The sequence below is a fragment of the Psychrobacter sp. NPDC078929 genome (assembly GCF_050267985.1).
GTDB lineage: Bacteria > Pseudomonadota > Gammaproteobacteria > Pseudomonadales > Moraxellaceae > Psychrobacter.
This window is the reverse complement of the sequence record NZ_JBNNFX010000001.1, coordinates 195,933-222,338: the sequence shown is the minus strand read 5'-3', so window position 1 is coordinate 222,338 and position 26,406 is coordinate 195,933. Positions and strand designations below refer to the sequence as shown.

Annotated in this window: 27 protein-coding genes; 14 read left to right on the top strand and 13 right to left on the bottom strand. The window is 43.5% G+C overall.

The annotated features are described in order from the left end of the window. The first annotated feature begins 73 nt into the window (after positions 1–73). The 8 genes from ACQKCG_RS00980 (at position 74) to ACQKCG_RS00945 (ending at position 7,546) form a co-directional block, all read left to right on the top strand. The gene (locus ACQKCG_RS00980) at positions 74–562 is read left to right on the top strand and encodes a M48 metallopeptidase family protein (protein ID WP_101206336.1); all 489 of its coding nucleotides are present in this window, start codon (positions 74–76) and stop codon (positions 560–562) included. A 435-nt stretch (positions 563–997) separates the two neighbouring features. After that, positions 998–1,420, top strand: coding sequence for a Replicative DNA helicase (locus tag ACQKCG_RS00975; RefSeq protein ID WP_101206337.1), 423 nt, complete (start codon positions 998–1,000; stop codon positions 1,418–1,420). Positions 1,421–1,488: 68 nt separating this feature from the next. Further along, a complete protein-coding gene (locus ACQKCG_RS00970) occupies positions 1,489–2,643 on the top strand; it encodes a flavin monoamine oxidase family protein (protein ID WP_101206338.1) in 1,155 nt (384 codons plus the stop codon). Positions 2,644–2,721: 78 nt separating this feature from the next. After that, positions 2,722–3,660 carry a DMT family transporter gene (locus ACQKCG_RS00965; protein WP_101206339.1) on the top strand — a complete coding sequence of 313 codons (939 nt, stop codon included), beginning with the start codon at positions 2,722–2,724 and terminating at the stop codon, positions 3,658–3,660. A 212-nt stretch (positions 3,661–3,872) separates the two neighbouring features. Next, a complete protein-coding gene (locus ACQKCG_RS00960) occupies positions 3,873–5,633 on the top strand; it encodes a TrkH family potassium uptake protein (RefSeq protein ID WP_101206340.1) in 1,761 nt (586 codons plus the stop codon). Between the two features lie 68 nt (positions 5,634–5,701). Then, positions 5,702–6,403 (top strand): potassium channel family protein, encoded by a 702-nt coding sequence (locus tag ACQKCG_RS00955; RefSeq protein WP_057761091.1) that lies wholly within the window; start codon positions 5,702–5,704, stop codon positions 6,401–6,403. Positions 6,404–6,447: 44 nt separating this feature from the next. Beyond that, a complete protein-coding gene (locus tag ACQKCG_RS00950) occupies positions 6,448–6,990 on the top strand; it encodes a DUF3124 domain-containing protein (RefSeq protein ID WP_101206454.1) in 543 nt (180 codons plus the stop codon). A 142-nt stretch (positions 6,991–7,132) separates the two neighbouring features. Beyond that, positions 7,133–7,546, top strand: a complete 414-nt coding sequence (locus ACQKCG_RS00945) for a PaaI family thioesterase (protein WP_101206341.1) — start codon at positions 7,133–7,135, stop codon at positions 7,544–7,546. Between the two features lie 57 nt (positions 7,547–7,603). Here ACQKCG_RS00945 and ACQKCG_RS00940 read toward each other — a convergent pair whose 3' ends face one another. From ACQKCG_RS00940 to ACQKCG_RS00890, 11 genes are all read right to left on the bottom strand, one after another. After that, entirely contained in the window at positions 7,604–8,293 is a 690-nt protein-coding gene (locus ACQKCG_RS00940; RefSeq protein WP_404944623.1) for a c-type cytochrome, read from the bottom strand. Positions 8,294–8,380: 87 nt separating this feature from the next. After that, on the bottom strand, positions 8,381–9,982 hold the full coding sequence (locus ACQKCG_RS00935; RefSeq protein ID WP_101206342.1) for a flavin monoamine oxidase family protein: 1,602 nt from the start codon (positions 9,980–9,982) through the stop codon (positions 8,381–8,383). Positions 9,983–10,063: 81 nt separating this feature from the next. Next, positions 10,064–11,437, bottom strand: coding sequence for a cytochrome c (locus ACQKCG_RS00930; protein ID WP_101206456.1), 1,374 nt, complete (start codon positions 11,435–11,437; stop codon positions 10,064–10,066). 178 nt (positions 11,438–11,615) lie between these two features. Continuing rightward, the gene (locus tag ACQKCG_RS00925; protein ID WP_227522994.1) at positions 11,616–11,942 is read right to left on the bottom strand and encodes a YceI family protein; all 327 of its coding nucleotides are present in this window, start codon (positions 11,940–11,942) and stop codon (positions 11,616–11,618) included. A 24-nt stretch (positions 11,943–11,966) separates the two neighbouring features. Next, positions 11,967–12,173 (bottom strand): hypothetical protein, encoded by a 207-nt coding sequence (locus ACQKCG_RS00920; protein ID WP_227522985.1) that lies wholly within the window; start codon positions 12,171–12,173, stop codon positions 11,967–11,969. Between the two features lie 259 nt (positions 12,174–12,432). Continuing rightward, a complete protein-coding gene (locus tag ACQKCG_RS00915) occupies positions 12,433–13,257 on the bottom strand; it encodes a PAP2 family lipid A phosphatase (protein WP_101206343.1) in 825 nt (274 codons plus the stop codon). A gap of 118 nt (positions 13,258–13,375) precedes the next feature. Next, the gene (locus tag ACQKCG_RS00910; RefSeq protein WP_101206344.1) at positions 13,376–13,849 is read right to left on the bottom strand and encodes a diacylglycerol kinase; all 474 of its coding nucleotides are present in this window, start codon (positions 13,847–13,849) and stop codon (positions 13,376–13,378) included. 179 nt (positions 13,850–14,028) lie between these two features. Then, complete coding sequence (locus tag ACQKCG_RS00905; RefSeq protein WP_101206345.1) at positions 14,029–15,369, bottom strand: sensor histidine kinase; 1,341 nt, start codon at positions 15,367–15,369, stop codon at positions 14,029–14,031. Between the two features lie 127 nt (positions 15,370–15,496). Next, a complete protein-coding gene (locus tag ACQKCG_RS00900; RefSeq protein ID WP_101206346.1) occupies positions 15,497–16,192 on the bottom strand; it encodes a response regulator transcription factor in 696 nt (231 codons plus the stop codon). Between the two features lie 107 nt (positions 16,193–16,299). Continuing rightward, entirely contained in the window at positions 16,300–18,003 is a 1,704-nt protein-coding gene (locus ACQKCG_RS00895) for a phosphoethanolamine transferase (RefSeq protein ID WP_101206347.1), read from the bottom strand. A 141-nt stretch (positions 18,004–18,144) separates the two neighbouring features. Beyond that, positions 18,145–18,834 carry a Crp/Fnr family transcriptional regulator gene (locus ACQKCG_RS00890; protein ID WP_166739212.1) on the bottom strand — a complete coding sequence of 230 codons (690 nt, stop codon included), beginning with the start codon at positions 18,832–18,834 and terminating at the stop codon, positions 18,145–18,147. A gap of 85 nt (positions 18,835–18,919) precedes the next feature. Here ACQKCG_RS00890 and ACQKCG_RS00885 point away from each other — a divergent pair, with 85 nt between their 5' ends. Beyond that, positions 18,920–19,711: a class II aldolase/adducin family protein gene (locus ACQKCG_RS00885; RefSeq protein ID WP_227522986.1), complete on the top strand. Its 792-nt coding sequence runs from the start codon at positions 18,920–18,922 to the stop codon at positions 19,709–19,711. A 7-nt stretch (positions 19,712–19,718) separates the two neighbouring features. Next, positions 19,719–20,591, top strand: a complete 873-nt coding sequence (locus ACQKCG_RS00880; RefSeq protein ID WP_101206349.1) for an alpha/beta fold hydrolase — start codon at positions 19,719–19,721, stop codon at positions 20,589–20,591. 304 nt (positions 20,592–20,895) lie between these two features. Here ACQKCG_RS00880 and truC read toward each other — a convergent pair whose 3' ends face one another. Next, positions 20,896–21,669, bottom strand: coding sequence for a tRNA pseudouridine(65) synthase TruC (truC, locus tag ACQKCG_RS00875; RefSeq protein WP_259358651.1), 774 nt, complete (start codon positions 21,667–21,669; stop codon positions 20,896–20,898). Here truC and ACQKCG_RS00870 point away from each other — a divergent pair. From ACQKCG_RS00870 to ACQKCG_RS00860, 3 genes are all read left to right on the top strand, one after another. Next, positions 21,559–21,954, top strand: a complete 396-nt coding sequence (locus ACQKCG_RS00870) for a pirin-like C-terminal cupin domain-containing protein (RefSeq protein ID WP_134292219.1) — start codon at positions 21,559–21,561, stop codon at positions 21,952–21,954. The two genes, truC and ACQKCG_RS00870, sit on opposite strands and share 111 nt — an antisense overlap. A 52-nt stretch (positions 21,955–22,006) precedes the next feature. Continuing rightward, a protein-coding gene (locus ACQKCG_RS00865) for an IS3 family transposase (protein ID WP_166739213.1) occupies positions 22,007–23,094 on the top strand; the annotation gives its coding sequence in 2 pieces (ribosomal slippage) (positions 22,007–22,259 and positions 22,259–23,094; 1,089 coding nt in all). Between the two features lie 44 nt (positions 23,095–23,138). Further along, complete coding sequence (locus ACQKCG_RS00860; protein ID WP_227522987.1) at positions 23,139–23,561, top strand: DUF4172 domain-containing protein; 423 nt, start codon at positions 23,139–23,141, stop codon at positions 23,559–23,561. A gap of 227 nt (positions 23,562–23,788) precedes the next feature. On the opposite strand, the gene ACQKCG_RS00855 is transcribed toward ACQKCG_RS00860, so the two are convergent. After that, entirely contained in the window at positions 23,789–24,769 is a 981-nt protein-coding gene (locus ACQKCG_RS00855) for a GlxA family transcriptional regulator (protein WP_101206352.1), read from the bottom strand. A 227-nt stretch (positions 24,770–24,996) separates the two neighbouring features. On the opposite strand from ACQKCG_RS00855, the gene ACQKCG_RS00850 reads away from it, so the two are divergent. Then, positions 24,997–26,253 carry a M24 family metallopeptidase gene (locus ACQKCG_RS00850; RefSeq protein ID WP_178379308.1) on the top strand — a complete coding sequence of 419 codons (1,257 nt, stop codon included), beginning with the start codon at positions 24,997–24,999 and terminating at the stop codon, positions 26,251–26,253. The last annotated feature ends 153 nt before the right edge of the window (positions 26,254–26,406 follow it).

Below are 26,406 nucleotides of genomic sequence, written 5' to 3'. Positions count from 1 at the left end.
AATATAAGGTAAAATTCATTAAGATTAAATTGATCGACTGATACGCTGCAACGTATTAGCAAAGGATACATTTGTGACCAAATTAAAGTACATAGCGCATTACTCAGAACAGATTCAAACTCAAGCTGCTCAGCTTATCAGTGATGGTAGGTTGGGCGAGTATCTGGAAAAAAAATACCCAACTCAGCATCAAATCCAAAGCGACAAAGCGCTCTATCAGTATATCAATGAGATAAAAACCCAATACATGCGTAAGATTGGTCAGCTATCAAATGTCAGCTATAGCAGTAAATTGAAAGTTTTAAAACATGCCCTAGGTATCCATACGACGCAATCGCGCGTACAGGGCAGTAAGCTGAAATCGCACAATAGCATCACGGTAGCCAGCCTATTTAAAGACGCGCCGCCAGAGTTTTTGCGCATGATAGTGGTGCATGAGCTTGCCCATTTCAAAGAGCATGAGCATAACAAAGCGTTTTATCAATTATGCTGCCACATGGAGCCTGAATATCATCAATTTGAGCTGGATACGCGACTGTGGTTGCACTGGCGCGAGTTGTAACCCTAATATAGTCAAGTCTATATAAATCCGCTACATCATCGTCATCCTCGCTAAGCATACTAATGTATAACTTGCGCTCGGTTGCCTTGTGCTGCTTTTAAATTGAATCGACTATAGTATGAATAGCAACCTTAATAAGGTTCATAGTAATCTTAATAACAGCCACATAAATATTGTGTTCTTCTCTGTAGCAATCATCTGAGCCGCTAGGGCGTGTCCTCAATTCAATTGATCATATCTAAACGGGCTAAAAATGGCTAAATTTTGCCAAACATCGTTAAATAGCTGGTTAATATCCCGATATTATCTGCGCTACTTTCCTTGTTTGACTGCAGTTTATCTCATTTTTATCACCATTTTTAAAATGAGGACACGCCCTAGAATTACGTTATAATCCTAACCACACACGATATAGTCAATAAAAGGTTGTAAACAATGATTAATACCAAAATATATAAAGCCATTTACACCTTAGCCGAAGAATTGTTAGAAGCGGATCGCAGAGGCAATCAAGAAAAATTTGATTCGTTATATGCTGAACTAAACGCCATTTGTACCGACAATGAAGGCACTGACAAAGACCACCCAGAACAATGGGAAACGCTTGCTGATTTCACAGAAGATTTGGACGCAGCACTGGTGATTTATGACAAAGCACTGGCCAAGGCTACTGCCATTAACTCAAAAGATCATATGTCATCGATTGCTTTTTCTATGGCGGTGCTACAGCTTGAGACAGGCGAAAAAGAAGCCGCTATCCAAAGCCTACAAAATGCTAAAGTCACAGCCAATAAAATTGAAGACAAAGAGTTTAAGGTTGAGATTGATGAGATGCTGACTAAGTTGTTGGGTGAGTAGTTTCACTCGAACAATTTTGATCGAGTAGTCCTGATTAAATGTACTTGATGAGATAGGACGTATTTGATATGCAAAACGTACCAGTGGTGATCGTCGGTGGTGGATTAAGTGGATTGTATGCTGCCTTCTTATTAGAACAAAAAGGCATTGATTATATACTGATAGAGGCTCGTGATAGATTGGGCGGGCGTATCACTGTTGCCAAATCATCAGTGGGTCAGAATGTTAGCGATCAAAGTGGCGATCATGAAAAATCAAACGATGGCTTTGATTTAGGGCCGTCGTGGTTTTGGCCAGAGTATCAGTCGCAGTTGAGCAGTCTTATCGAGGCATTAGGTTTACCACGTTTCGCCCAGTTCGAAGAAGGCGATATGATGGTTGAACGTGGCCCCAGTGAGTTGCCTATCCGTACGCAAGGTTATCAGAGCTCGCCACCATCTATGCGCCTCGTGGGTGGAATGACGGCGCTAATTAATGCTTTATATGCTCGCTTGGATGTCAAGCGTATCTTAACGGGACAGACAGTAAGGCGCTTAACCAAGACTGGTCAGCATATTAAAATAGACAGCGAGTATGGCTCTGAACATATCAACGCTGGTCAAATAATCACTTATCAAGCGCAGCATGTATTACTTGCGCTACCACCGCGGTTGGCGGTTAGTAATATCGTATTTGAACCTACTTTACCGCAAGATTTAGCGATAGAGTGGCAAGAGACCGACACTTGGATGGCTCCCCATGCCAAATACGTCGCTATTTATGAATCACCATTTTGGCGAGATGCTAGTCTCTCGGGTGCTGCGCGCAGTGCAATAGGGCCGCTTACTGAGATACATGATGCCTCGACATTAGAGAACGATGGGGCATTGTTTGGTTTCTTTGGCGTTCCTGCTCAAGTACGTCGGAGCGTCTCTGATACGGTGCTAAAAGAACATTGCCGTGCCCAGTTGGTGCGACTATTTGGTGCGCAGGCAAGTACTCCGAAAGCTGAATATCTTAAAGACTGGGCAACAGACCCATTAACAGCGATGCCCGCTGATGCTAGCGGCAACGGTCAGCATGCAGTAGCTCCGCCATCCAAGCCAAAAACAGGCGTGTGGCAAGACTGTCTAACAGGTTGTGGTAGTGAGTGGTCGGCGCAGTTCCCTGGCTATGTCGCTGGAGCAATTGATGCAGCAACCGTCGCTGTACAAAGCTTACCTGCTGATATTTTTTGCCAGTAGCTATTAGGGTGCTGTTATAAGTTATTTTAAAGGCCATCTAACATGATTAAGAAATTTCGTCATCCAATAGGATAGTCGATGAATGACTCGCTCAAACAAACCAGTATTCACAAAACTACTTGGTTGGTGCCTTTTGTTTGTATGCTGGCAGGTGGGGCACTCACTGGTATCTCGACCAATGTGGCAAAGTACGCTATCGATGTCGGTCTGACCCCATTAGGGTTTTTGTTTTGGTCGATTACTGGCGCTGCTGTTATCTTACTGATGGTAGCGCTCATCAGAAAAGAACTCCCTCCTCTTAATGCGCGCAGCTTAGAGTATTACTTTGTCGCGGCGCTGGTCAGTGTCGCGGCCGCCAACTTACTGTTATTTTCTGCCATTCCTCATGTGGGCGCAGGTTTCGTCGCCTTAATCCTCTCATTGCCGCCACTGCTAACTTATCTTGGTGCGCTGTTACTACGTATAGAGCAATTTTATATTGTCCGTGCGCTTGGGGTCATCGCGGCACTCATTGGAGCAGGGGCATTAGCCGTGCATAAATTCTTTGCGCCAGATTCTAGTGTATTTTGGATTTTAATCGCGCTTTGTGGCCCAGTGCTACTTGCTATTGGTAATATATATCGGACATTACGCTGGCCTGATAATGCGTCTTCTGGTGCACTCGCTCCAGGTATGTTGATTGCGACAGCGCTGCTGCTAGGTTTGTTTGGTATGATGTCAGACTTTTCTATTGCTGTACCTTTAGAGAATTGGTTGCCGCTAAGCATGATAGCTACACAAGCATGCGTATTCGCTGGACAGTTTTTACTGTTATTTCTATTGCAAAAGACAGGTGGACCCGTGTTGCTAAGCTTACTAGGCGCAGTAGGAGCCATTGTGGGCGTGCCCATCGCTATTTTTTTGCAAGGGGAGAGTCCACCAGAAGGTTTATTTTTAGGTGCGACCTTAATTGCTATTGGTGTGGCATTGGTGACATGGGGCGGCGTAAAAATAGCAAAAGTAAAAGAAGAAGTTTAATAAATGTGTATAAGCGATAGCATTAAACTATAGAGTTATTAAAACCGTTACTGCCTAATGCGCACTTTTTATCTCGCTCTGGTTGTCAGTATCTAGCTTATCAATAGCTGCTATGACTCAATAATTGGTTACGATTAACTTAAATCACTTTTTGTGGATACGACAAAAAAGGAGTATAAGTATCGTGGTTATCGTTGTCATGGACTCAGGCTATGAATGCAGCCACGCGTTATCGGTTATTAAACAATTTTACGATTCTTATTAGTGTCATCGGGGTAGCGATTGCCTTGTTAGATAGTGGTTTTACACTACCGACGTGGCTCCAGCAAGTATTCCATATTTTCTATTTGGTCATTATTTTTCTCAGTTTTATGGTGACCGCTGGGCGTTACATCTATACCAAAAAGCCATTAACGCTTAATAAAGTCGCCGTCTTTGACGCACTGACCAGCATTGCCATTATCATTTTATTGACCGCGCATTTTACGGACTTAGTACGTTCGGGCCTATCTGCTGCCGTTGATGGCTTTGTCGCGATAAAGATAGCGGTGTTTGTCACCTTCGTCCGCGAACTCTCCGATCACAATTTTAATCTCAATCGTACCTTTCTACATCCTGCCCAGTTTTTTATTCTAAGCTTTTTAGTCGTGGTGCTGGTTGGTGCCTTGCTATTGATGATGCCCAATGCGACGACGCAACCACTGTCTTTTGTTGATGCGCTTTTTACCGCGACCAGTGCGGTTTGTGTGACGGGGCTTATCGTAGTGGACACTGCCACCTATTTTACGACTTTTGGACAAGTTATTATTATGGGGCTGATACAAATTGGCGGTTTGGGTATTTTGACCTTTGTGACCTATTTTAGTTATTTCTTTAAGGGCGGTGTCAGTTATGAGACACAAGCCAGCATCAGCGAGATGTCTTACATGCGCGGTATGGGTGATGTGGTGTCGACACTTAAGTCTATCTTATACGTCACGTTTGCGGTCGAGGCGGTAGCGGCTGCGCTGATTTATATCAGTATTTATGACATACCCAATATGGATTGGTCTGAGCAGCTATTCTTTTCAGTCTTTCATGCGATTTCTGCTTTTTGTAATGCTGGATTTTCGACATTTAGTGCTGGCTTGTACGATGATTCGCTACGTTTTAATTATTCGCTACAGCTGATTCTGGCGATGACATTTATCTTCGGTGGTATGGGTTTTACTATTGTGGTCAATGTGCTTAGGTATTTACGTTATCGTGCTCAGCGGCTGATCAATCGCCATGACCAACGCTATATTTATCAGCCTTGGTTACTTAATATCAATAGTCGTATTACTTTGATTACCACAGGCGCATTACTGTTGGTCGGTCTGATTGGGGTGATGATATTTGAATACAATAATGTGCTCGCTGACCATACCAGTTTCCTCGGTAAGCTAGTAACAGGGTTTTTTACTGCGGCTACCCCGCGTACGGCAGGATTCAATGTGATTGATATGGGTGAGCTTACGTTTCCAACGGTGATGCTGACGATATTTCTAATGTGGATTGGTGCTTCGCCAAACTCGACAGGTGGGGGTATCAAGACCAGTACCTTTGCGATTGCGTTATTGAATACATTGAGCCTAGCTCGTGGACAGACCAAGATAGAGGTGTTTAAACGAGAGATTGCGGAGATTTCAGTTCGCCGCGCATTTTCTATTATGTGGCTGTCGCTACTGGTCATCGGTACGGGCGTGACACTCATCAGTTATGATCAGCCAGAGCTTGATTTGATTAAAGTGGTATTTGAGTGCTTTTCAGCGTATAGCACGGTGGGGCTAAGTTTAAACCTGACAGCAGACTTATCAGATTTTAGTAAAATAGTGGTTTCGGTCATTATGTTTGTTGGCCGCGTCAGTATGCTGACGATATTTATCGCACTGCTAAAAAATATGCGTCAACGTAATTATCGCTATCCTACTGAAGAGATTACGATTAACTAATCCGTCGTAAACAGACTGAGTCGTTCTTAATAAATAGCAAAAAAATACTAAAAAAGGTTGTTTAAGTTATGAAGTACATCATCGTAGGGCTAGGAAATTTCGGTGCATCGTTAGGATCGGCATTGACCAGTCAAGGGCATGAAGTGATTGCTATTGATAGTAGTATGCAACGGGTTGAAGCGTATAAAGAAGTGATTTCTCATACGTTGTGTATGGATGCCACGGACGAGTATACGGTTAGCGGATTACCAATCGTTGATACCGATATTGTCATCGTGGCAATTGGCGAAGATCAAGGCGCTAATGTCATGGCAACGGCGCTGTTTAAGACGTTAAAAGCAAAACGTTTGATCAGCCGTAGTATCAATCCGCTACATGAAAAAGTCCTACAAGCCATCGGTGTGGATGATTTGATTCACCCTGAAAAAGAAGCGGCCAATCGCTGGGCCAAGCGTCTGTCACTACGTTATTTTGTCGATTCGTTCGAATTGAGCGATAACTTCAGCATGGTAGAGATTAAGATTCCAAATGTGCTGATTGGTAAGACCGTTGACGACTTACAGTTAGAGCAAAAGTTTAATATCCGATTGCTTAGTACGTTGCGCTATGAGTATTATGAAGACAGTTTTGGTCGTACGCAGAGCAAGCCTAGTATTCAAGGTTTGGCGACGCCTGAGCAAGTATTGCAAGAGCGCGATGTACTGGTGATCTATGGTGCCAACAAACACATCAATCAGTTCTTACGTAGTGTGGGTGTGAAAATCAAATAGCAGCTTGTCATCGCAGTGATACCAGAAGGTATAGGGAAATGATTATGAATAAGCGAAGTATATCTGTCCTACTGATCGCTATAATGGCACTACTGTCAGGTTGTGATCAGTCCGCGCAAGACCCGAACGTTCTTCTGTCTGAGCATCAAAAAGACCCGATTAAAGAGTTGGCGATTACCTCAGACGTGGATCACAGTCAGTTTGGTTACAAGCAAACCTTTTATGTACCGATTTATTCTGATATCTATACCGATAGAGACGCACGCAAAGTGCTGCTATCGGCCACGCTGAGTGTACGTAACACCACGCTCAAAAAGTCACTGTATATCAATAAAATTGATTATTACGATACAGATGGAGCATTGGTCAAATCATATCTAGATAAGCCTATCGAGCTACCAGCGATGGCGACGCTTAACTATATCGTCGAAAAAGAAGAGGATAAAGGCGGTTCTGGTGCCAACTTTATCATCGAAGTCGAAGGTGTGGATGAAACCGTCAGACCAGTGATAGAAGCGGTCATGATCGGTAACTTTAGCAATAAGGGATTTGCCTTTAGTACAGAAGGCACGCCCGTGATACATTGATATATGTATAGTCGGTACGTAGTTCAGAGTATTAAAAGAGCATCGTAACATAGGTAAAAATAGTTTCGATTTTGCCAACTAGTAATGATCGTATAAATGTATTAATCGAATCAACATGGACAGTTCAATTCAAGGAAGCCTTATGTCTGCAACCAAAGAAGAAATCAGCGCCTTTATGGCATTGGAGTTTCCACAAACCAAATGCGTCGTTGAGGCGGTCAATGAAAATGGTGCGACCTTATCGCACGAGATTGGCATAAATGAGTTGCGTCCCGGTGGCACAGTCTCGGGCCCTGTCATGATGGCCGTCGCTGATGTGGCTATTTATGTCGCGATACTCGGAAGAATCGGTATAGTCCCATTAACGGTGACGACGAGTTTGACCATCAATTTTTTGCGTAAGCCATCAGCGGACTCTCGTATTATCGCCGAGTGTACTTTATTGAAAGTGGGACGTACGTTGATAGTAGGTGAGGTATCTCTTTATTCGGAAGGGTCTGATGATGTGGTGGCTCATGTAGTCGGCACATATTCAGTGCCGCCTAAGCGTAGTTAAAGCTAGGCATAAGAGTTCGAATACTTTGTAAGGTAGCTAGCTTATAGTGTATTTTACTTACTCACTAGGGTCTGATCCTGGTGGGAAGTCATGGCGTAGCTGTGCGACATTAGCAGTAGTTACTGTATCAGTGAAGCTATTTAGATCGCTATGCACGTATTGTGTGACAGCTGCTATTTGCTCGTCATTCATCATACGGTGGAACGATGGCATACCGCGCAGGCCATTGATAACGACACTAATAATATAGTACTTCGATTGCATCTTGCTATTATTTGCCAGTGGTGGATAGTAGCCTGTGCCTTGCGCGCCTTCACCTTTTTGCATATGACAACCTGCACAAGAGTCATCGTAGAGCTTTTTGCCATTGATCGTAAAGAACCCAGTTTTACCTTGTATGCTGCCTTCAAATTTAGTGAGCCACTGCTGCATGCTAGCATCATCGCTCATTTTTGGTATTGAGCGTACATCGACAATGTTGCTGGTGGGTTCAGCCAATTCTGCTTTGGACATATATACGCCGCCCCATGCACCTTGATTGCGACTGGCCTGATTGTCAAAACTGTTGCCAAATAGCATGGGCGCTGTTTGCGGGCTGGCGATAGTGGCTGCGTTTTTTGCCTTATATTGACTACAGCCTGACAACGTTGTTAATGCGATTGACCCGCCAATCATGAGCATCATTATTGCCTTACTCGAGCTGAGCGAGCTAGACGATTTAAATGGGTTTACTGTCACCATATTCATGATTATTCCTAATATGCCTAGTCTCATTGTTATCATCCTTGCTTCAACGCCAGACTGGTTATCCAAAAGCTTATTAAAAAGACACTGCTATCCAAGCTTTTTGGCCTTTTGATGCAAGCGTTTGGCAGCATCCATACCGGATAATATCGCGCCCTCTTGCCACGCAGGAATGTGCGAACAGTGCTCACCTGCCAGTACGATACGGTGGTCAATTTCGCAGAGTGTCTCATAGTACTGCTCACGGCTGGACTCGCTCCAGATACCATAACAGCCAAGTGACCAAGGGATACGGTGCCATGCGACGGATGTGCCAGCGCGGAACTCCTTTGTATATTGTGGATGAATCTGTTTGCCATAGGCGAGCGCCGCGTTGATACGTTCTTTGGGTGTCAATGAGTTAAATTTGTACGAAGTCTCGCCAAATCCATAAGCACCAAGTAGCACACCTGAGCCTGAGCTAAACATATCCTGTGACGGATAGGAGATTTGGGTGATCGGCAGATCAGTATAGGTGATGCCGCCATAGATCCATTCATCCTCTTCCCAAAACCGTCGTTTAAACTCCAAACCCACTTTGTAAGAGCTATCATAAGGAACGGCTGCCATCGCTTGTTTCATTGGCGCGGAGACGTTGATGTCAATTTGAGTCAGTATGGACAAGGGGATAGTGCAAATACACCAATCTGCGCGCACTATTTTGGCTGCACCGTCAGGGCTATTACTATCGACATAGTCAACGGTTACGCCAGTTTCGTCTTGATTGATCTTGGTGACTTTGGCATTGAAGGTAATCATATCTCGACATTCACGTGTGAACGCATCACCGATTTCCCCCATACCACCGACAGGCTGAAACATCGTTGGTTGATGCACATGCACGGTATAGTTGCTATAAATATCCGACCACATACCTGAGTCTAATAATTTGTTCATCGGTATGGGGGTTGATGGCTTGGCATCTGGCATAAGACCACCACCGGGATATACACTATAGCCGCGATGCTTACCAGTCTCATGGCTTTTGACATAACGATAGTTGGTATCTAACACGCCCCAGCCCTTGAGACCTTCGAGTAGTTTTTCTTTGTCTTCTTTATTGACCGTACTATCTAGACTGCCCTTATTGACGGCTTTGGACAATAACTCTGACACGTAACCGCGGATATCGTTTTGCACCTCACCCAAACGCTGCGGCGCACCATTGAAGTGATTGGTACGGTGTAGATAAGCGCGATCATTGTTTTGGATAAAGGGCTGCAATGCCACACCGAACTTTTTGCAGTAATGAAAGACCGCGTAGTGATGAATGGGCAGTCGCCATGGCCCGCCATTAAAATAATTGCCTTTTTCAAAGTCGCACGTGACCTCAGCACCGCCCAGCTCTGTATATTTGTCACCGCTGTTGAGTGTCCAGCTACGTCCGCCGCCACGATTTTGGTACTCAAGCACGGTCATTTTGTAGCCTGCTTTGCGCAGCTCATAGGCGGCAGTTAGACCACCTAATCCTGCACCCAATATCACGATACTAGCGCCAGCCGGTGCGCCTTTGAGGTTCATTTCTTCGTTAAAGCTTGACTCGGATGCAAACCCCAACGTGGTCATCGCTTGATACATCGCGGTCGCGCCTGCCGTCTTGCCTATCATTGAGAGCAGTTGTCGCCGCGTAGGAGATTGGAGCAGGTCATTCATAGGACTATCCTTATCGTGCTGAGTCTTTACATTATTATAAAAGCGAAGATTAGAGCGTATTTTTTATAGTTAGTTTTATGGTTAGCTTTTTTCTTTTATCACACGCGTGACATCCGCCGCGCTGACATCGCTGTTAGATAGACCACCAAAGGTGACTCGTACGTAGTTAGTAATATTAGCAATCTGCGCAGGACTTAAGTCTTCTGAAAAACCAGGCATTTTTGGTGCTGTGTTAAATGCCCCTTTTGCCCCAAATGCAATGACGCCAATGAGTGCATCAGGTTTTACGCGGCGAATGCTACTGAGGCCAACGATGGATGCATAGCGGGCATCGGGCTGGGCGTAACCATCGATGCCATGACAGCTGGCGCAATGTGTCAGATACAACTCTTTTGGCGTGTTGCTGTTCAGACCGCTATTGTTGGCACTGCTGACAGTATTGGTTTTGGCACGCGCCAAATAGTCTTTTTGCTCAAGTAAGTCGTAAGTAATCGAGTTACTGACTGGTTGCGGTAGGCGAGAGACATTGACAGGTATCAAATAATCATCGGTCTTAATGGCTGGAACGACTTTTAAATAGTCAGCCATCGCTATCAGGTCTTCATCAGTGAGATAACGCGTACTATGCGCCACGGCTTCTGCCATCGGGCCGCCCGCATAAGCACGCTTATCAAGCGTGCCTGTACGCAGGTAAGTCACGATATCCATTTCGCTCCAAAGGCCGATACCCGTATCGTTGTCAGGCGTAATATTTGGTGCAAACCATTTACCAAGTGGCGCTCCGGATAAATAGCGGTCTTTATCAAGACCTTGTGTTAAGTTGCGCGGTGTATGACAGGTACCGCAGTGCTCTAAGTTATTGACCAGATATTCACCGCGCTGCTGAGTTTTCGTCAGTCCTGAGCGATTTTCGGTAGAAGGCACATTGATGACATTCCATGCCAGCATCAAGCTACGAATATTTAACGGGAAAGGCAAATGAGTGGTTTTTTCAGGTGGTTTGTCTACGATAGCAACGGTCTGAAAGTACGCAAATAATGCACTGATATCCTCATCTGTCATGCCATGATAGGACGGGTAAGGCATCGCAGGATAAATCTGATGATTGGGTGCACGACCTTTTTGCAAAGCCTTTTTGAAGTCAGATTCAGTATAGTTGCCGATGCCATAGCGCGTTGACGGTGTAATATTGGTCGAGTAGATATTGCCAATGGGCGTCTCAATTGGTACGCCGCCACTATAGTCATCACGGTGGCAAGCCATACAGTCGGCGCTGCGTGCTATGTAAGCGCCGCGATTGGCAAGCGCACTATTAGCAGGGCTGACATTTGGTAGGGTTATTCGACTGGGCAAAGTGTCTATTGGCAGGCTGACCGTGCCTGCCATCACGACGGTAGACACTAAGCTGAATCCCAATGTCAGTGTTATTATCGAAGAAAATGACAATGCTGGCATGATTGCAGAAAGCGGTTTCGCAATACTCTTATAATACCGATGAATCATGTCTAATTCCTTTTTAAGCTTTCTGAAAATCACTACCAGTATCCATTCAGACAATGGCGAAACATTAAAAATACTATAGTCTGGCTGCTTCGACCTTGATACTTAAGTCAAGGTTTTTGGTCAGTCCGAACTAAGCGAATTTATTGATATTCCATTTTGTGCGATTAATCGTAGCAGTGAACTCGCCACCGCAAACATCCTTTCTGATGCTCGTGTTTAGATAACAATCAAACTTAGTCGTGGTTAGGCTAATTGGGTGTGTCTCGCCATGTAAGGTCAGTTGTCCATCTACCCGAGTGACCTGAGGGCTTTTTTTATCTTGATTGAAATACCATCTTGTCGATTCAAAATGCGCTGAAGGAAACCTCTGCATATCAAAAAATTCAGGCCCCGTTAAACTATTATTAAAAGAAGGGTTGCCCGTATTTAAAGAGTTTATCGGTATGATTAATGAGATATCGCCAATACTTAGGTTTGGATCTTATTGCAAATGACCTTTGATATTATAAAAGCCACCAGTCGTGGCCGAGCTTTTAAAGCGTTCGATGGCAAATCGGATGTGAGTGCTGGCAGGATTAATAGTGTAGTTGGCCGCTTGACTGCTATTTGTAGCGCCTACAAGCAGCAATGGAATGGTCAAAAAAGAATAGATATGCGAAGGTTTTGGCCTAATAGACAACAAGCGCATAGCTACATTCCTGTGCAGGCTATTGATATAGAGGAGCTTATTCACAAGCGCTATCCGTGCGTTTGCTTAACAATAAGCCAGTGATTGTTAATTATTTATACAGGGTTTTTTCAAATACTTAGTAGTGCTATTTTAGTAAAGAGATAACGAACGGCTCTGTTATATTCGAACGTCAATTCCAACTATTAATGCATAAGTATTGATACCTAATTATTGAAGCTAAGTACTGATGCATAAGTACTGAACCTAAGTGCTGAATTTAAATGTTAGAGTGCTCAATGTTAGACAAGCTCAGACCAGTATGTCCTTTATCATCGTTGGTGCTGTGTGCTTTATTTTTAATTGATTGTTTGAAAAATAGAGCAGCGAGCGCACAGGCTATGGTTAATGACAGCAGCATTGAGACCAATGTATGGCTAAAGAAGTGATCGCCAAATAGCATCTTATACAGTCCCATTGTCCAGCCCAAAATAGTTACTGATATGACTATTTGATAGCGGTATTTTCTTAGTGTCGGTAAAAAAGCCAATCCATATAAAGAAAACCCTGCGCTGGCGTGAGCTGCTGGGAAGCATCTGGCAGGCGTTGTTGCTACGATGTTTTGCCAAAGATTGAGGTAGGGCAAATCCCCATTAAAAATAACCAAGTCATTTGGGCAGCTAACATGGGTGACACCTTTGAGCATGGCAATGGTAGCAGGTACAATCGCCAATATAATCAGTAGGTAGCTTATCTCGCGCATAGGTAAAGAAAGCATAAATTGATCAAGCTTATTATGACTGAGCTTACTGCGATTTAGCTTATTGCAGTTTAGGGCAGTAGCATTAAGCCTTGACTGTCTGTACTTGATGATTAAAACCGCTATGAGGTAGACAGCCAATAGAATCAATAATGCTTTGGGCAAATCATAAAAAATAAATGCATAAGGCTGCGCACCTTTTTCGAGTAGCCAGTGTCCATTGTTATAAAAAAGCTCACTGATACGTACGTCTAATTGGCTATGCTCAAAAACCAAGGTGGCCATGATGGTGACGCACAGTAGTTTTAGCCAGTCCCAAGTCATTGCGTTTTTTTTTGAAGTCATGACTACACCTAATAACGTACGTGAGATGTTGAGAGATCCTAATACGATTTTCGTTTTATTGTTTACTTAAGATAGTGCTAGCAATGCCTTGCGCTGATATGCGAGTGCTTGTCATGCTTTAATAAAATAGAACAGACAATGCCATTACCCATAAGATCAGTAACAAACATAAAGACAAAAACTGTGCAGCAGAGCCGACATCTTTTGCGATTTTTGCGAGCGGGTGTTTGGCGGTTGAAGTATGGTCAACACAGGCTTCAATTCCTGTATTGAGCAGCTCGACAATCAAAGATAAAAAAGAAGCGACGACCAGCATCATTTTTATACCAAGCGCAAAAGGCATAACGATGACAGCAGCTAGCAGTACAAGATTGAGCCACACAACTTGTCTAAAAGCCGCTTCAAATTTATATGCGGCCTTAAAGCCGTCCATTGAATAGCCAGTAGCTTTTATAATGCGGTAAAGCCCTGTTTTACCTTTAGCATGACTTGCAAAGCTATCAGCTGCGAGTGCATTATCATGCGTCGTCTGATTGATAGAACTATGCTCGGCTGATGGGCCTACAAGGTTGGTATGAGTAATTTGCTTCATATGGCATTCTTAACGGTCTATTAAAATTAAGATAGCCTGAGTATAAGACGGGAGAGGTTAAGAAAACGTTAAGAGGATATAGAGGGATGAGAATAAAGCATAATGGGTGTTTAAATTTTTCATTTCCCAATCAGTAATCAATGATTAGGAAATGAAGATGTCTTTGGATTATCATAAGGTTACTTATAATAAATACTAAAGGTGCTACCACCTGAGCGATTGGCTTGGTGAGTGAGCTGCCAGCCCATATGTGACATGATACGCTGGACGATACTGAGTCCTAGACCTGAGCCTTCAACCTTATGTTTTGTATCATGCTCTGACAACAGAATTGTTTGCTCGTCTTTATACTGAGACTCTAATCGCTCAAACCGTTCATAGAGTAAAGGCATCATTGCTTCAGGAATACCTAAACCAGTATCAGTCACCGTGATTTTTTCGTCATCGATAGTAATGGTTACCTCGCCATCATCGGTATATTGAAACGCATTTTTTATGAGATTGCCTAGTGCCATTTTTAGTAGTTCGGGGCGTACGTAAGCGCTGTATTCCTGCTCAGCAATTATCTGACAAGTGACAGACTTATACCGCAGCAAGTATTTTAGGCGCTGCATTTCCGCTAAAGCGATACTATTAATAGAGGTTTGCGGTGCGTCTAACTTTTCAGGCGCGCGCGATAGTAGAAGCAGGGCGGTGATGATCTCAGAAGTTTCTTTGGCAGTAGTGCTAATGCGATTGGTAAATTCATTTAAGTGGCTGTCAGCGTCTAATTGCGAGGCCAACACTTCAGAAGCTCCCATGATAATAGTCAACGGCGTGCGTAACTCGTGGCTGACATCACCAGTAAACAGTTGCTCGCGCTTGAGATATTGCTCTAACTTGTGGTTTTTCTCATCGATGGCCCGTGCCAAGACACCAACCTCAGATGGCAAGTGTGTCAAGTCGCTTAAGTTATGATGGTCAGTCTCGATGGCTTGCTTCAAATCCAATAAAGGCTTGATGATCTGTTTGGAAGATAACTGAGAGAAGATAGCGGCGATAAGTAAGCTTAGAATCACGGCTACTTTTAGCGTATCTGCAAATATGTCTTCTAGGTGCTCAAATATCGCCAAGACTGGGTAATTTCCCATCACCATTTCGGTGTTTTCTAGGTAAGTCAAAATATAGGTTTGACCATCTTGAGTATAGGCGAAAAGATGCAGGTTGGCATGACCTGCTCCAGAGGTTTTACTAACAGTGACAGAAGTCTCTTGTACCGTGTCATTGGCTATCGCTTGCAAACTGGCAGGTGCTTTGTCATAGCGATAAATCTTGATACCTGGTTCAGCGACATAGATAGGCTGGTCACCGTACTTTTCTTGACTGAGTTCTAGCTGCTGCAATAGGCGAGCCTTGACCAAATCTTGCTCTATTCGGCTCTCCGCGTACAAGAAAATACTGACAAAAGCTGCGCACAGTAATAACGCGAATATGAAGTAAGACAGTCTGAACTTATTGGCTATCGAGTCTATATTGAGCATGGCATGGGACAACCTAATAGAAGAAGGCGATATATAACAGGGCTATATATAATAGAGCGACAAATACGATATGGTAAGTCGGTTAGTAAGTCACATGAGGTTTATTTAATTCATACTGCAATCACGACTACGCGCTTGCTGATTTATTAGGGTCAACAACTTGGTAGCCCACGCCAGGTACGGTGACTATCATGGGTGTGTTAAATGGCTTATCAACCTGCGCCCGTACGCTATGCATATGGGTGCGCAGTGCATCACTACTGGGTATATCTAGCCCCCATACTTTTTCTTCAATCTCAGTTTTACTGACGACTCTAGGCGCTGCACTCATGAGGATATGTAATATTTTAAAGCCAGTTGGGGTAAGCTTCAGTGATTGTCCGTCGCGCATAATGGTATGCTCGCTATTGTTTAAGGACAACGGTCCGACGGCAATACTGTGGGCAAAATGATCGTCCTCATGGCGACGTATGAGCGCTTTGATACGGCACTCTAGTTCAACCAACGAAAACGGCTTGACCAAATAATCATCAGCACCGCTATCAAACCCAGCGACTTTATCTAAGATTGTATCGCGAGCCGTGAGCATTAGCACGGGAGTCTTGTCATGCAACTCTTCCCTGAGTTTTTTGCACAGCTGCGTGCCATCCATACCCGGTAACATCACATCTAGCAGTATCACGTCATAGCGATTGTTTGAGGCAAGTGTTAGCCCGCTATAACCATTATGTGCGTTGTCCAACTCAAACCCTTTTGGCTCAAAAAAAGCATAAATATTGGCCACGATATCGGGGTTGTCTTCAATGACGAGTATCTTGTACATGATGCTGACCTAAAAAATAGTGGTTACCTAAAAGGACTGAGTAATATAAAAACGAATGTAGAGAGCTGTTTTTAACAAATTAGTTGGAATAACTCACTTTTAACCACTCAATTAGAACGGGACAGTTTGAAAAGGGTTGCTTCACCTTTGACTTCATCGGTCGTAATACCAAAAAAGCTAAGCAATGTCGGGGTAATAAAATCGTGTGACACTGGCTGATTGACCATACTAGAAAGACTCTCAGTATCGATACTATTACTATTGGGCGACCAAACTATCGTAGGCACGTGTTTTTGGGTATCTGGTGCGAACTTATAGGGTAGGCCGTGCAAGTAGATATTATTTTCACCCAAACTCTCCCCGTGATCACTAATATATACCATTACTACATCATAATCTTGCTCATAAGGCTTTAACGTATCAATCACATTACTCAAAAAGTGATCGGTATAACGAATCGCATTATCGTAGCCATTTATCACAGACTGAGCATCACATTTAGACAGCTCATTGGTCATGCAGACAGGGTTATACGCTTCAAATGCTTTGGGATAGCGCTGATAATAGGCGGGGCCATGATTGCCCATTTGATGCAGCAAAATAAGTGTGTCTTTCGGCATCTCTTGCTGTGAGCTGCCTGACTTTACAAGTTCATCAAACCCATCAAGCATACCGATATCTCGGCATTCGACATCACAGTTCGGATTGGTATCAGCCGTTTTGTAGTCCTCAAAAGTAACACGATCAGCCACGCCTTTAGAGCTGGAGTTATTGTCGCGCCAAATAACATTAACCCCTTGCTTACTTAGTGTATCTAGTACGTTTTCATTATACTTGGCTGTATCGATATCGTAGTCTGCTCGATTTGCATAGCTGAACATGCAGGGTACGGAGTAGGCCGTAGAGGTGCCGCAAGAGACAGCATTCTGAAAACTATAGAGGTCTGATTGTTTTGAGAGCAGCGGTGTGGTGTTGCGTGTATAGCCATTTAAACCGAAGTGATCAGCGCGAGCCGTTTCCCCAACCACAAACACCATCAGTTTTGGTTTAGCATTGCCACTCACACTATTAGCAGGTGACACACGCTTTGCATCCGTCGCATGCAGCGTCAAAGTATCAGGACGGCGTAGCTCATCGATATAGTTTTCGCCAAGTTTGATCGTAGAGTAAATAGGCGTGATCGGGTTAGCATAATAACGGACTTGTTTATGCTGACGAAAGAAGCTGGCGTACTGGTCACCAAAGGGTAAAAGACACGCTGCGATCAATGCGATAGACAATATCAACGTGGCTGTTTTTTGTAGAATACTGCGTTGCCAAGTAAAGCGTTTTAGACGAATTTTGCTAATGATAAATGCTGGCAACACGCCTAATATCAGCACCCGAATGACCATGCTGGGGGCAAACAATCCCATCGCCTCTGCTTGATCGGTCTCCAGACTGTTAATCAACATGTTGGTGTCAAATATCGTCCCATAAGCATCGGTAAAATAACCGCAAATGGCAGCGATGATCAGGAGCGTAGCCAATACGGGCTTAGCAACTGGGCGATAGCACAGCAGCTGTAATACCAGCCACATCAGTCCAAATAACAAACCTGTGATGGAGAGTATAAAACCCATGTTTGTGCTAAATGGATAGACATTTAGCACCTGCTCAAAAAACCCAATATTTGCAGTCGCTACCAAATATAAAGCCACGATAATAATAAGATAACTGAGATTTATCTCACGATCATAGAGCCTGCTAAGGTAGCTGGTTTTTGCTTTGATTTTGAGCACATTGGTCTTGATGGCTTGAGGTATGGACATACAGATACTTCTCAACAGATGGTAGGAAACGTCATTCCTTACCATAGCAAGTGGTCTGTTAAGAAGATGTTAAGGCGATTGATGCTAACTAGAATAAGTTAGATGGTGAGGTGTTTTCTGAGATGATTTTATACATTTAAGTCAGGCAGGATTCATCATTGCCATCAATTGGGGTTTGTCCTTTATGGTGATAAAACCATAGTGCATATCGATAAGGTGCTGCTTTTGCCACGATTGGATGATTTTATTGATGGTTTGTCTGGTAGTACCAAGCATAAAGCCAAGCTCTTCTTGCGATAAGCGCAGATCTATTTTGATATCGTCTCCTATTTGCTTACCATAAGTGTCAATCAGCCCAATTAGCATGCTAGCCAATCGCGCTGAGGTATTGAGTGAGGTAGCATCATCAATCCATTTAAATGCTCGGCGGATTCGCTCGCAGGTTATAAGTGCGAGGTGCTTGTATAAAATCGGATGCAACTGCGCTGCCCGAATGACTAGGTTTCTAGGGATAGAGATTAGCGTTACTTTGTTAATCGTCCATGCATCATGGGTGCGAGGATTGTCATCTATGATAGATATCTCACCAAACCGCTCGCCACTAGATAGATGCGCCAACGTCATGGCGTGGCCACTAGCGCTCACGTTACAGACTCTAATCGTACCCGACACGACAAAGTGTAGCGCCGCATCATCGTTATCACCGATGGCATGAATCATTTGGCCTTTTTGGTATACCTTTAGCACCGCATCGCCTGCCAGTAGCGGCTGCACAATGGCTGGCAATTGACTAAACCATGGGTCGTTATTTAAATAATGATTGATATTCATAAGTGTAATGTTTTTGACAGATTTGGTTTTATGAAATGGTGTAAAGTAATCATTCAGGATATCTAACACAGTAAAGGAATACACCATGCAAACAACTATGCAAACCGCGACATCGACCGATTCAACTTCGAGTGTACACCATAACATGAGCGAACAAGAGTGGCAGATGCGCGTAAATCTTGCCGCCTGTTATCGAATGATTGCTTCTTATGGCTGGGACGATCTGGTATTCACTCATATCTCTGCCCGCGTGCCAGGCACTGAGGATGAGTTTTTAATCAATCCATACGGAATGTTATTCGAAGAGATTACCGCTTCTAGCTTAGTTAAAGTCAATAAAGCAGGCGAAAAAGTATCGCCATCAGAGTTCGACGTAAATCCAGCTGGATTTATCATTCACAGTGCTGTGCACGAGGCTCGTGATGATGCGCATTGCGTCATTCATTTGCACACAAATGATGGCGTGGCCGTCTCAGCGCAAGAAAAAGGCCTACTACCTATCTCGCAACAATCATTATTTCCGCTATCCAATTTGGCATACCACGACTACGAAGGTGTCGCATTAAACCCTGAAGAAAAAGTACGCTTGGTTGCTGATTTAGGTGATGCTCACTTTATGATTTTGCGTAACCATGGTCTGCTCACCTGTGCCGATACGGTTGCCAATGCATTTTTGTACATGTATATCATGCAAAGAGCTTGTGAGATTCAGATCAAAGCGCAGAGCGGGGGCGGTGTATTGACACCGATACCAGCACAAATCTTGGCAGGTATCCAAGCTGCATCAGAGCAAGTGACCCGAGGTGCAAATGGTGATATCGCATGGCCTGCGTTACTAAGAAAATTGCGCCGCACTGACCCATCATTTGAGGAGTAAGTCTCTAATGATAACTCTTGATGAGTGGCAAAGGCAGGGGCAATATGAATCAATTCATGGACACCAAATCTTCACTCGGTATGCAGGGGATAAAAGTGCGCCCGTATTGCTATTGATTCATGGTTATCCTAGTGCCAGTTGGGACTGGGAGGGCATGTGGGATGCGCTAACCGAGCATTATTATGTTATTACCCTCGATATGCTGGGGTTTGGATTATCAGACAAACCCAAAAACGCGCGCTATCTAATCAGTGAACAGGCTGATATTTATCAAGTTGTTTTGCAAAAACTGGACGTCAGTGATTATCATATCTTAGCGCATGACTATGGTGATACGGTAGCTCAGGAGTTGCTAGCCAGACAAGTCGAAGGGAGCGCTGAGCGACACATTGCCAGCGTATGCTTCTTAAACGGTGGTCTATTCCCTGAGACGCACAAACCTATCTTGGTGCAGAAACTACTGCTATCACCATTAGGTCCTATGGTATCAAAACTGATTAATAAACAGAAATTTGCAGGCAGTCTACAGCGGATATTTGGCCCAAACACGCCGCCCACAGTAGAGGTGATAGACACGCTATGGCAGCTGTTAAATCACAATGATGGGTTGGGTGTGATGCATAAGCTGATTAACTATATGCCACAGCGTCAGCAGTACCGCGAGCGATGGGTAGGCGCGATTATCAACAGTACTGTACCAGTGAAATTGATCGCAGGTGCCAAAGATCCTATCTCAGGTCAGCATATGATTGATCGTTATCGCCAGCTGATACCCAACGCTGATATAACCAATATGCCTATGTTAGGCCATTATCCGCAGGTAGAAGATGCAGTGGCAATCACAGCGGCCTATCTGCAATTTAGATACAGTATCCTGTAAATACAGTTCAATCTAACAAACGCAGGGCTTCAAATGGTGCTCTGCGTTTTTTATTCTCTTGTTATCTTTTAGCTTTCAAGAAAAATGTGTAAGTTTAAATGAGACTAACATCCGTGAGCGTAGTCACATAGCTGTGGAAAAGGTTTTTGATAAGATGATCACTAATAAATGGCTAATTATGATTGAGTGGTCTATATGCGTGGTGCTACAAGATACTGATGATTTGATAAAAAAGATATTTTGAAAAACTTGAGGTTTTGGAGCGTATTATAAGAGGTTGTCTTTTCCAGTCCCCACTAGGGACTTAAACCTCAACACTATCTGTCCAAGAGAACTCTTCTAAGATACGCATCCATTGCTCGTCTAATCCTGCTTGTAGTACTAGTGGCTCACCAGTGACGGGGTGGCTGAGTGCCAAAGTCTGTGCATGCAGCAACATACGCGTGCAATCATAGTGAGTACGAAAAAACCGTGTATGACGTATATCGCCGTGACTGGTATCACCCACGATGTGATGGAATACATGTCTCATATGCCGACGTAGCTGATGTTTGCGCCCAGTTTCAGGCGTTAAGCGCACCAGACTATAGCGGCTAGTGGCATGCTTCTTTGATACTGCAAATGGCAGCTCAATTTGTGCCAAACTCTGCCAGTGGGTGACCGCTTCTTGAGCAGGTTTATCTAAGTTGGCAAATTTATCGGCAATGGCATCAGGCTTAAAGCTCAACGCATAATCAACAGTACCTTGTTCAGACATAAAGCCGCGCACCACGGCCACATATTGCTTGGTCACTTTGCGTTCAGTAAACGCTTCGGTAAGGCTACGTGCAACGGCTGAGCTCTTGGCAAATAACAATACACCTGATGTAGGTTTGTCTAACCTATGCACTGGAAATACATGACAGCCTACCGCATCACGGGTGAGCTGCATGGCAAAGCGTGTCTCGCCTTTGTCCAGCCAACTGCGATGCACCAACAGACCCGCTTCTTTATTAATCGCTACTATATACTCATCTTCATAGATAATTTCTATTTGATCAGCAGTATTGCCTTCGATATCCATGTTTTTATTGCTCATATTTTAGATGCGTCAATTATATATCCTTTTTATTGTACCTGTAGTGGCATAATAAATTTAGAGTCAGACTTTGAGTACGGTATCTTGGTTTCAGAAGGAGAGGTAGCGTCCGAAGGCAAGGTTTGTCAGCAAGACCAGTTATTCCGTTTTCATAATAGCGATATTGCTAATAACAAAAGTATTAAGTTGGCTGCTAAAAAGGGCACACGTATCATGTTTATCGGCGGCGAACCGCTGAATAACCAAGTACTAATGTGGTGGAACGGTAATCCCCCCACTAAATAAGAACACTTAGAAATAGAGATTAACTGCTAAAATATATCAGCAGGAGAATCCTATGAAAAAGACACGCTTTACTGACAACCAAATCGTTAATATCCTAAAACAAGCCGAACAAGGTGTCCCTATCACCGAGCTTTGCCGTGAGCATAATATCAGCCAAAGTACCTTTTATAACTGGCGCTCAAAGTATGGCGGCATGGATGCCTCTTTGATTGCGCGCTTAAAAGAACTTGAAATTGAAAATGCACGTCTTAAGAAGATGTATGCTGATGAATGTCTTAAATCCGATATCCTACAGGATGCCATGACAAAAAAGTGGTAGCGCCCCAAAGGCGCAGGAAAATGGCTTGTCATTACATTGAAGAGCATGGTATTAGCATACGTCGTGCTTGCCGTATCTTTAACATCAGCGTGACCTGCTATTACCATAAGTCAATGGCCACGGATGAGAACCAGCAGATCGCGGACTTACTCATCAAACTGACTGATGAGAATAAGAACTGGGGCTTTGGTTTATGCTTTTTAAGCCTGCGTAATGTCATGGGACTGCCGTACAACCACAAGCGGGTATATCGCATCTACTGTGAGCTTGAACTCAACCTTAGAATCAAGCCCAAGCGTCGCATTAAACGCGCTAAACCAATACCATTAGCAGTACCTGATAGGATAAACCAAAGCTGGAGCATGGACTTTATGCACGACGGCTTAAATGACGGTCGCAGCTTTAGACTGTTTAATGTGATTGATGATTACAACCGTGAAGCGCTCACCGTTGAGATTGACTTCTCACTACTAGCACAAAGGGTCATACGCACATTAGACCAGCTCATTGAATATCGAGGCAAACCTGTACAAATAAGATGCGATAACGGTCCTGAGTACATCAGCAATGCGCTCAAAGACTGGGCTGAGCAGCAAAGCATTAACTTAAGCTATATTGAACCTGGCAATCCACAGCAAAATGCCTATGTGGAACGCTTTAACAGAACCATGAGATATGATTGGTTAAATCAGGAGCTGTTTGATAACTTAGAGCAAGTACGCACACAAGCAGAAAACTGGTTATATCATTATAATCATGAGCGCCCAAACATGGGCAATGGCGGTTTTACGCCCATACAGAAACTCAATCAAGCAGCTTAATTCTATTTGTTAGGTGTCTTAGGTTTGGGAGGGTTACCGAACATATGAAGCATGTTACTTATATTCATGAACATCTAAACTGGACTGAATGGCAATGGTCGGACAAAAAGCTATTGCCACTTGTTAGTCGTGTACGGATATTACAAGGCCATTTACTAGGAAAGCTGCTAACACTAGGGTTCGATCTGAATGTTGAGGCACAATTAGATGCGGTGACCTTAGAGATTATCAAAACTTCTGAGATAGAAGGTGAGACACTAAATGATGAGCAGGTTCGTTCTTCAGTTGCGCGGCATTTAGGGCTGAATAATGCCAGTATGCCAACCAATACTCGTGAGATCGATGCAGTGGTAGAGATGATGCTAAGTGCTACCTATCATTATCAACAGCCGTTATTATTAGATGATCTACTCGGATGGCATCGAGCATTATTTCCAGATGGATATAGTGGGCTTTATGTGGGCTAGTTTTAGGTGTGCTATCTGGTGCACAAAATGAGCAGCAGCTGGTGAAATATGAACCTGATACAGTGTTAAGCAAGCTGACTGAATTAAAAGCGCTTATTTAACTCAAAGCTAGGTTTAAGCTTCAAAATATACAACAGAGCAGTAAAGCCATAAAAGTAATGACTTTTATGGCTTTTTTTAATTTTGGAGAGACCATTCTTATAGTTGCTGCGTCAAGATTAAATAGGCTATACCAGCTGATTCTCTTGTCTGTAATGGCTTGGCGTCATGCCATAGTTTTTTTTGAAGGTGCTAGAGAATGCACTGTTATCGATAAAGCCGCTTGCTAGTACGATTTGGCTAATAGGCAGCGTAGTATGTTTAAGAATATATTTGGCGTGTTCAAGGCGCAATCGCACGTAATACTGTTGCGGTGAACAACTAAAATTTTTATTAAATATGCGCTGTAATTGTCTACTTGATAATCCAAGATGATGGGCAATATCCTTAACGCTTAAAGGCTCTTCAAGATTGGTTTTCATCAATGCAATAGCATCTATTACATTGGTATAGCTACTGCTCAGTATTTTTGGCTTGGGCATATGCTGTACGTAAGTAGGCTCACGTATAGAGGTGATAATAAACATGTCTTGTATCTTGGAAACGATATGATGACCATGATGCTTATTGATGATATGTAAAGTCATATCCAATGCGCAAGCTCCACCTGAACAAGAATATAGCTGCGGTGCTATTGTAAATATTTGGTCATTAAAAATAACACCTGGATAGCTTTCTTGGGCTACGCTGATGTTCTCCCAATGCAATGAGGCTGCTTGCTGCTCAAGTAAGCCCGCAGCAGCCAATGCTAGCGCTCCTGTACACAAACCGCCAAGTGCAATATCCCGTACTGCCAATCGCTGAATTAAGGTAATGAGCTTACTAGATTCCAAGTAATCTGTTTGGTGTCCTCCGCATACAAATACCAAGTCGCAGGTTAATAAGTAGTCGAGTGGTGCAGTATGACTTAACTTAATACCGTTACTACTACTGGTTTTATTGTCATCGAACCCTGCCACCACCCACGAGTATAAGAGTTGCTCGCTCACATAATTCGCCATTCGAAGTGGCTCAATGATATTGCTGAACGCGAGCATGGTAAAGCCATTAATCAGTAGAAACCCAATACGCCTAGGCTTGTCTATCATCTTTTCCGTTATCTGAGTCATTTTTTGTCGCCTTCAGAACATACCTAAAGTTCTGGCTAATGTTAAGTTGTTTGTCTATATGTCCGATTATAAACATAAAATGTCGCTTATGAAAAAATACCTTATTAATTTTACCTCTATTATCGAACGTGTTCTCAGTTAATTATTACCTACCTTGGAGACGTTCCATGTCAGCACTAAAAGACCTTACTAGCACGTTATCTTCTACAGATTTTTCTCGAAAATGGATGAATTCATTAAACCTAACCTCTTTAGATGGCTCATTAGATAATCTGCATCTCCCAAGTCTAATCGAAATTAAAAACGGCCAGAAAGTGCAACCGACTTTTAGTCATCAAGAATATGCAAATCGTCATGAGAAACTTCGTGAGTATTTAGATAATCATGGCATTGTGGCGGCGCTTTTCACCTCGATACATAACATCAATTACTACTCTGACTTTATATATTGCTCTTTTGGGCGACCTTATGGACTAGTCGTTACTTCAAAAGAAGTCGTGTCAATCTCTGCCAATATCGATGGTGGACAGCCTTGGCGGCGTACTGTGGGCGACAATAATATTGTTTACACTGATTGGCAGCGTGATAACTATTTCAAAGCCATTGCTCAACAAATTCCTCATCACGGCCGCGTCGGTATTGAGTTTGATCATTTACCAATGGATCGCTTTGCTAAGCTCAAAGCTATTTTACCCAATGTAGAGTTTGTTGATATTAGCCTAGCATGTATGACCATGAGAATGGTTAAGTCCGCTGAAGAGATAGCGCTAATAACAAAGGGCGCTCAGGTCTGTGATATTGGTGGGGCGGCATTGGTACAGGCTGTTTATGATGGCGTGCCCGAATACGAAGTTGCCTTGGCATCTACACAAGCGATGGTGAAGGCTATTGGGGAGCAGTTTGGTCAAGTAGAACTCATGGATACATGGACATGGTTTCAGTCAGGTATTAATACGGATGGTGCCCACAATCCAGTAACCAATCGCCGTGTCCAGTCGGGTGATATATTGAGTCTTAACTGTTTTTCTATGATAGCAGGCTACTATACCGCGCTTGAACGCACATTGTTCTTGGATAAATGTGATGCAGATTCACTACGCTACTGGCAGATAAATTGTGAAGTGCATGAAGCAGGTCTTGAGCTTATCAAACCTGGCGTGCGCTGCTGCGATATCGCACATGAGCTGAATAAAATTTATGCAAAATATGACTTATTAGAAAAACGCAGCTTTGGTTATGGCCATTCTTTTGGTGTGCTTAGCCATTATTATGGACGCGAGGCAGGACTTGAGCTACGTGAAGATATTGAAACAGTGCTTGAGCCCGGTATGGTCATCTCTATGGAGCCGATGATTATGATTCCAGAGGGCATGCCGGGTGCTGGCGGTTATCGAGAGCATGACATCTTAGTCATCAATGAGACGGGCGCTGATAATATCACAGGCTTTAAGTACGGCCCGGAGCATAATATTATCGGTCGTTAATGTAGGGGAGTGTCATCAATAAATACTGTCTATATTGAGTGGGCTACCATGAATAATTTTCTTATTTTAAGCCCGCCAACATAGATGATGATGCGCCTCGCACGATGCAATTATTTTCACATTTCACTTATTAAGGAAATAACATTATGGACC

Coding starts and splice junctions, on each gene's coding strand:
- ACQKCG_RS00975 (WP_101206337.1), top strand. CDS start 998: ATGATTAATACCAAAATATATAAAGCCATTTACACCTTAGCCGAAGAA.
- ACQKCG_RS00970 (WP_101206338.1), top strand. CDS start 1,489: ATGCAAAACGTACCAGTGGTGATCGTCGGTGGTGGATTAAGTGGATTG.
- ACQKCG_RS00965 (WP_101206339.1), top strand. CDS start 2,722: ATGAATGACTCGCTCAAACAAACCAGTATTCACAAAACTACTTGGTTG.
- ACQKCG_RS00960 (WP_101206340.1), top strand. CDS start 3,873: ATGAATGCAGCCACGCGTTATCGGTTATTAAACAATTTTACGATTCTT.
- ACQKCG_RS00955 (WP_057761091.1), top strand. CDS start 5,702: ATGAAGTACATCATCGTAGGGCTAGGAAATTTCGGTGCATCGTTAGGA.
- ACQKCG_RS00950 (WP_101206454.1), top strand. CDS start 6,448: ATGAATAAGCGAAGTATATCTGTCCTACTGATCGCTATAATGGCACTA.
- ACQKCG_RS00945 (WP_101206341.1), top strand. CDS start 7,133: ATGTCTGCAACCAAAGAAGAAATCAGCGCCTTTATGGCATTGGAGTTT.
- ACQKCG_RS00940 (WP_404944623.1), bottom strand. CDS start 8,293: ATGAATATGGTGACAGTAAACCCATTTAAATCGTCTAGCTCGCTCAGC.
- ACQKCG_RS00935 (WP_101206342.1), bottom strand. CDS start 9,982: ATGAATGACCTGCTCCAATCTCCTACGCGGCGACAACTGCTCTCAATG.
- ACQKCG_RS00930 (WP_101206456.1), bottom strand. CDS start 11,437: ATGCCAGCATTGTCATTTTCTTCGATAATAACACTGACATTGGGATTC.
- ACQKCG_RS00920 (WP_227522985.1), bottom strand. CDS start 12,173: ATGCGCTTGTTGTCTATTAGGCCAAAACCTTCGCATATCTATTCTTTT.
- ACQKCG_RS00915 (WP_101206343.1), bottom strand. CDS start 13,257: ATGACTTCAAAAAAAAACGCAATGACTTGGGACTGGCTAAAACTACTG.
- ACQKCG_RS00910 (WP_101206344.1), bottom strand. CDS start 13,849: ATGAAGCAAATTACTCATACCAACCTTGTAGGCCCATCAGCCGAGCAT.
- ACQKCG_RS00905 (WP_101206345.1), bottom strand. CDS start 15,369: ATGCTCAATATAGACTCGATAGCCAATAAGTTCAGACTGTCTTACTTC.
- ACQKCG_RS00900 (WP_101206346.1), bottom strand. CDS start 16,192: ATGTACAAGATACTCGTCATTGAAGACAACCCCGATATCGTGGCCAAT.
- ACQKCG_RS00895 (WP_101206347.1), bottom strand. CDS start 18,003: ATGTCCATACCTCAAGCCATCAAGACCAATGTGCTCAAAATCAAAGCA.
- ACQKCG_RS00890 (WP_166739212.1), bottom strand. CDS start 18,834: ATGAATATCAATCATTATTTAAATAACGACCCATGGTTTAGTCAATTG.
- ACQKCG_RS00885 (WP_227522986.1), top strand. CDS start 18,920: ATGCAAACAACTATGCAAACCGCGACATCGACCGATTCAACTTCGAGT.
- ACQKCG_RS00880 (WP_101206349.1), top strand. CDS start 19,719: ATGATAACTCTTGATGAGTGGCAAAGGCAGGGGCAATATGAATCAATT.
- ACQKCG_RS00870 (WP_134292219.1), top strand. CDS start 21,559: ATGCACCAACAGACCCGCTTCTTTATTAATCGCTACTATATACTCATC.
- truC (WP_259358651.1), bottom strand. CDS start 21,669: ATGAGCAATAAAAACATGGATATCGAAGGCAATACTGCTGATCAAATA.
- ACQKCG_RS00860 (WP_227522987.1), top strand. CDS start 23,139: ATGAAGCATGTTACTTATATTCATGAACATCTAAACTGGACTGAATGG.
- ACQKCG_RS00855 (WP_101206352.1), bottom strand. CDS start 24,769: ATGACTCAGATAACGGAAAAGATGATAGACAAGCCTAGGCGTATTGGG.
- ACQKCG_RS00850 (WP_178379308.1), top strand. CDS start 24,997: ATGAATTCATTAAACCTAACCTCTTTAGATGGCTCATTAGATAATCTG.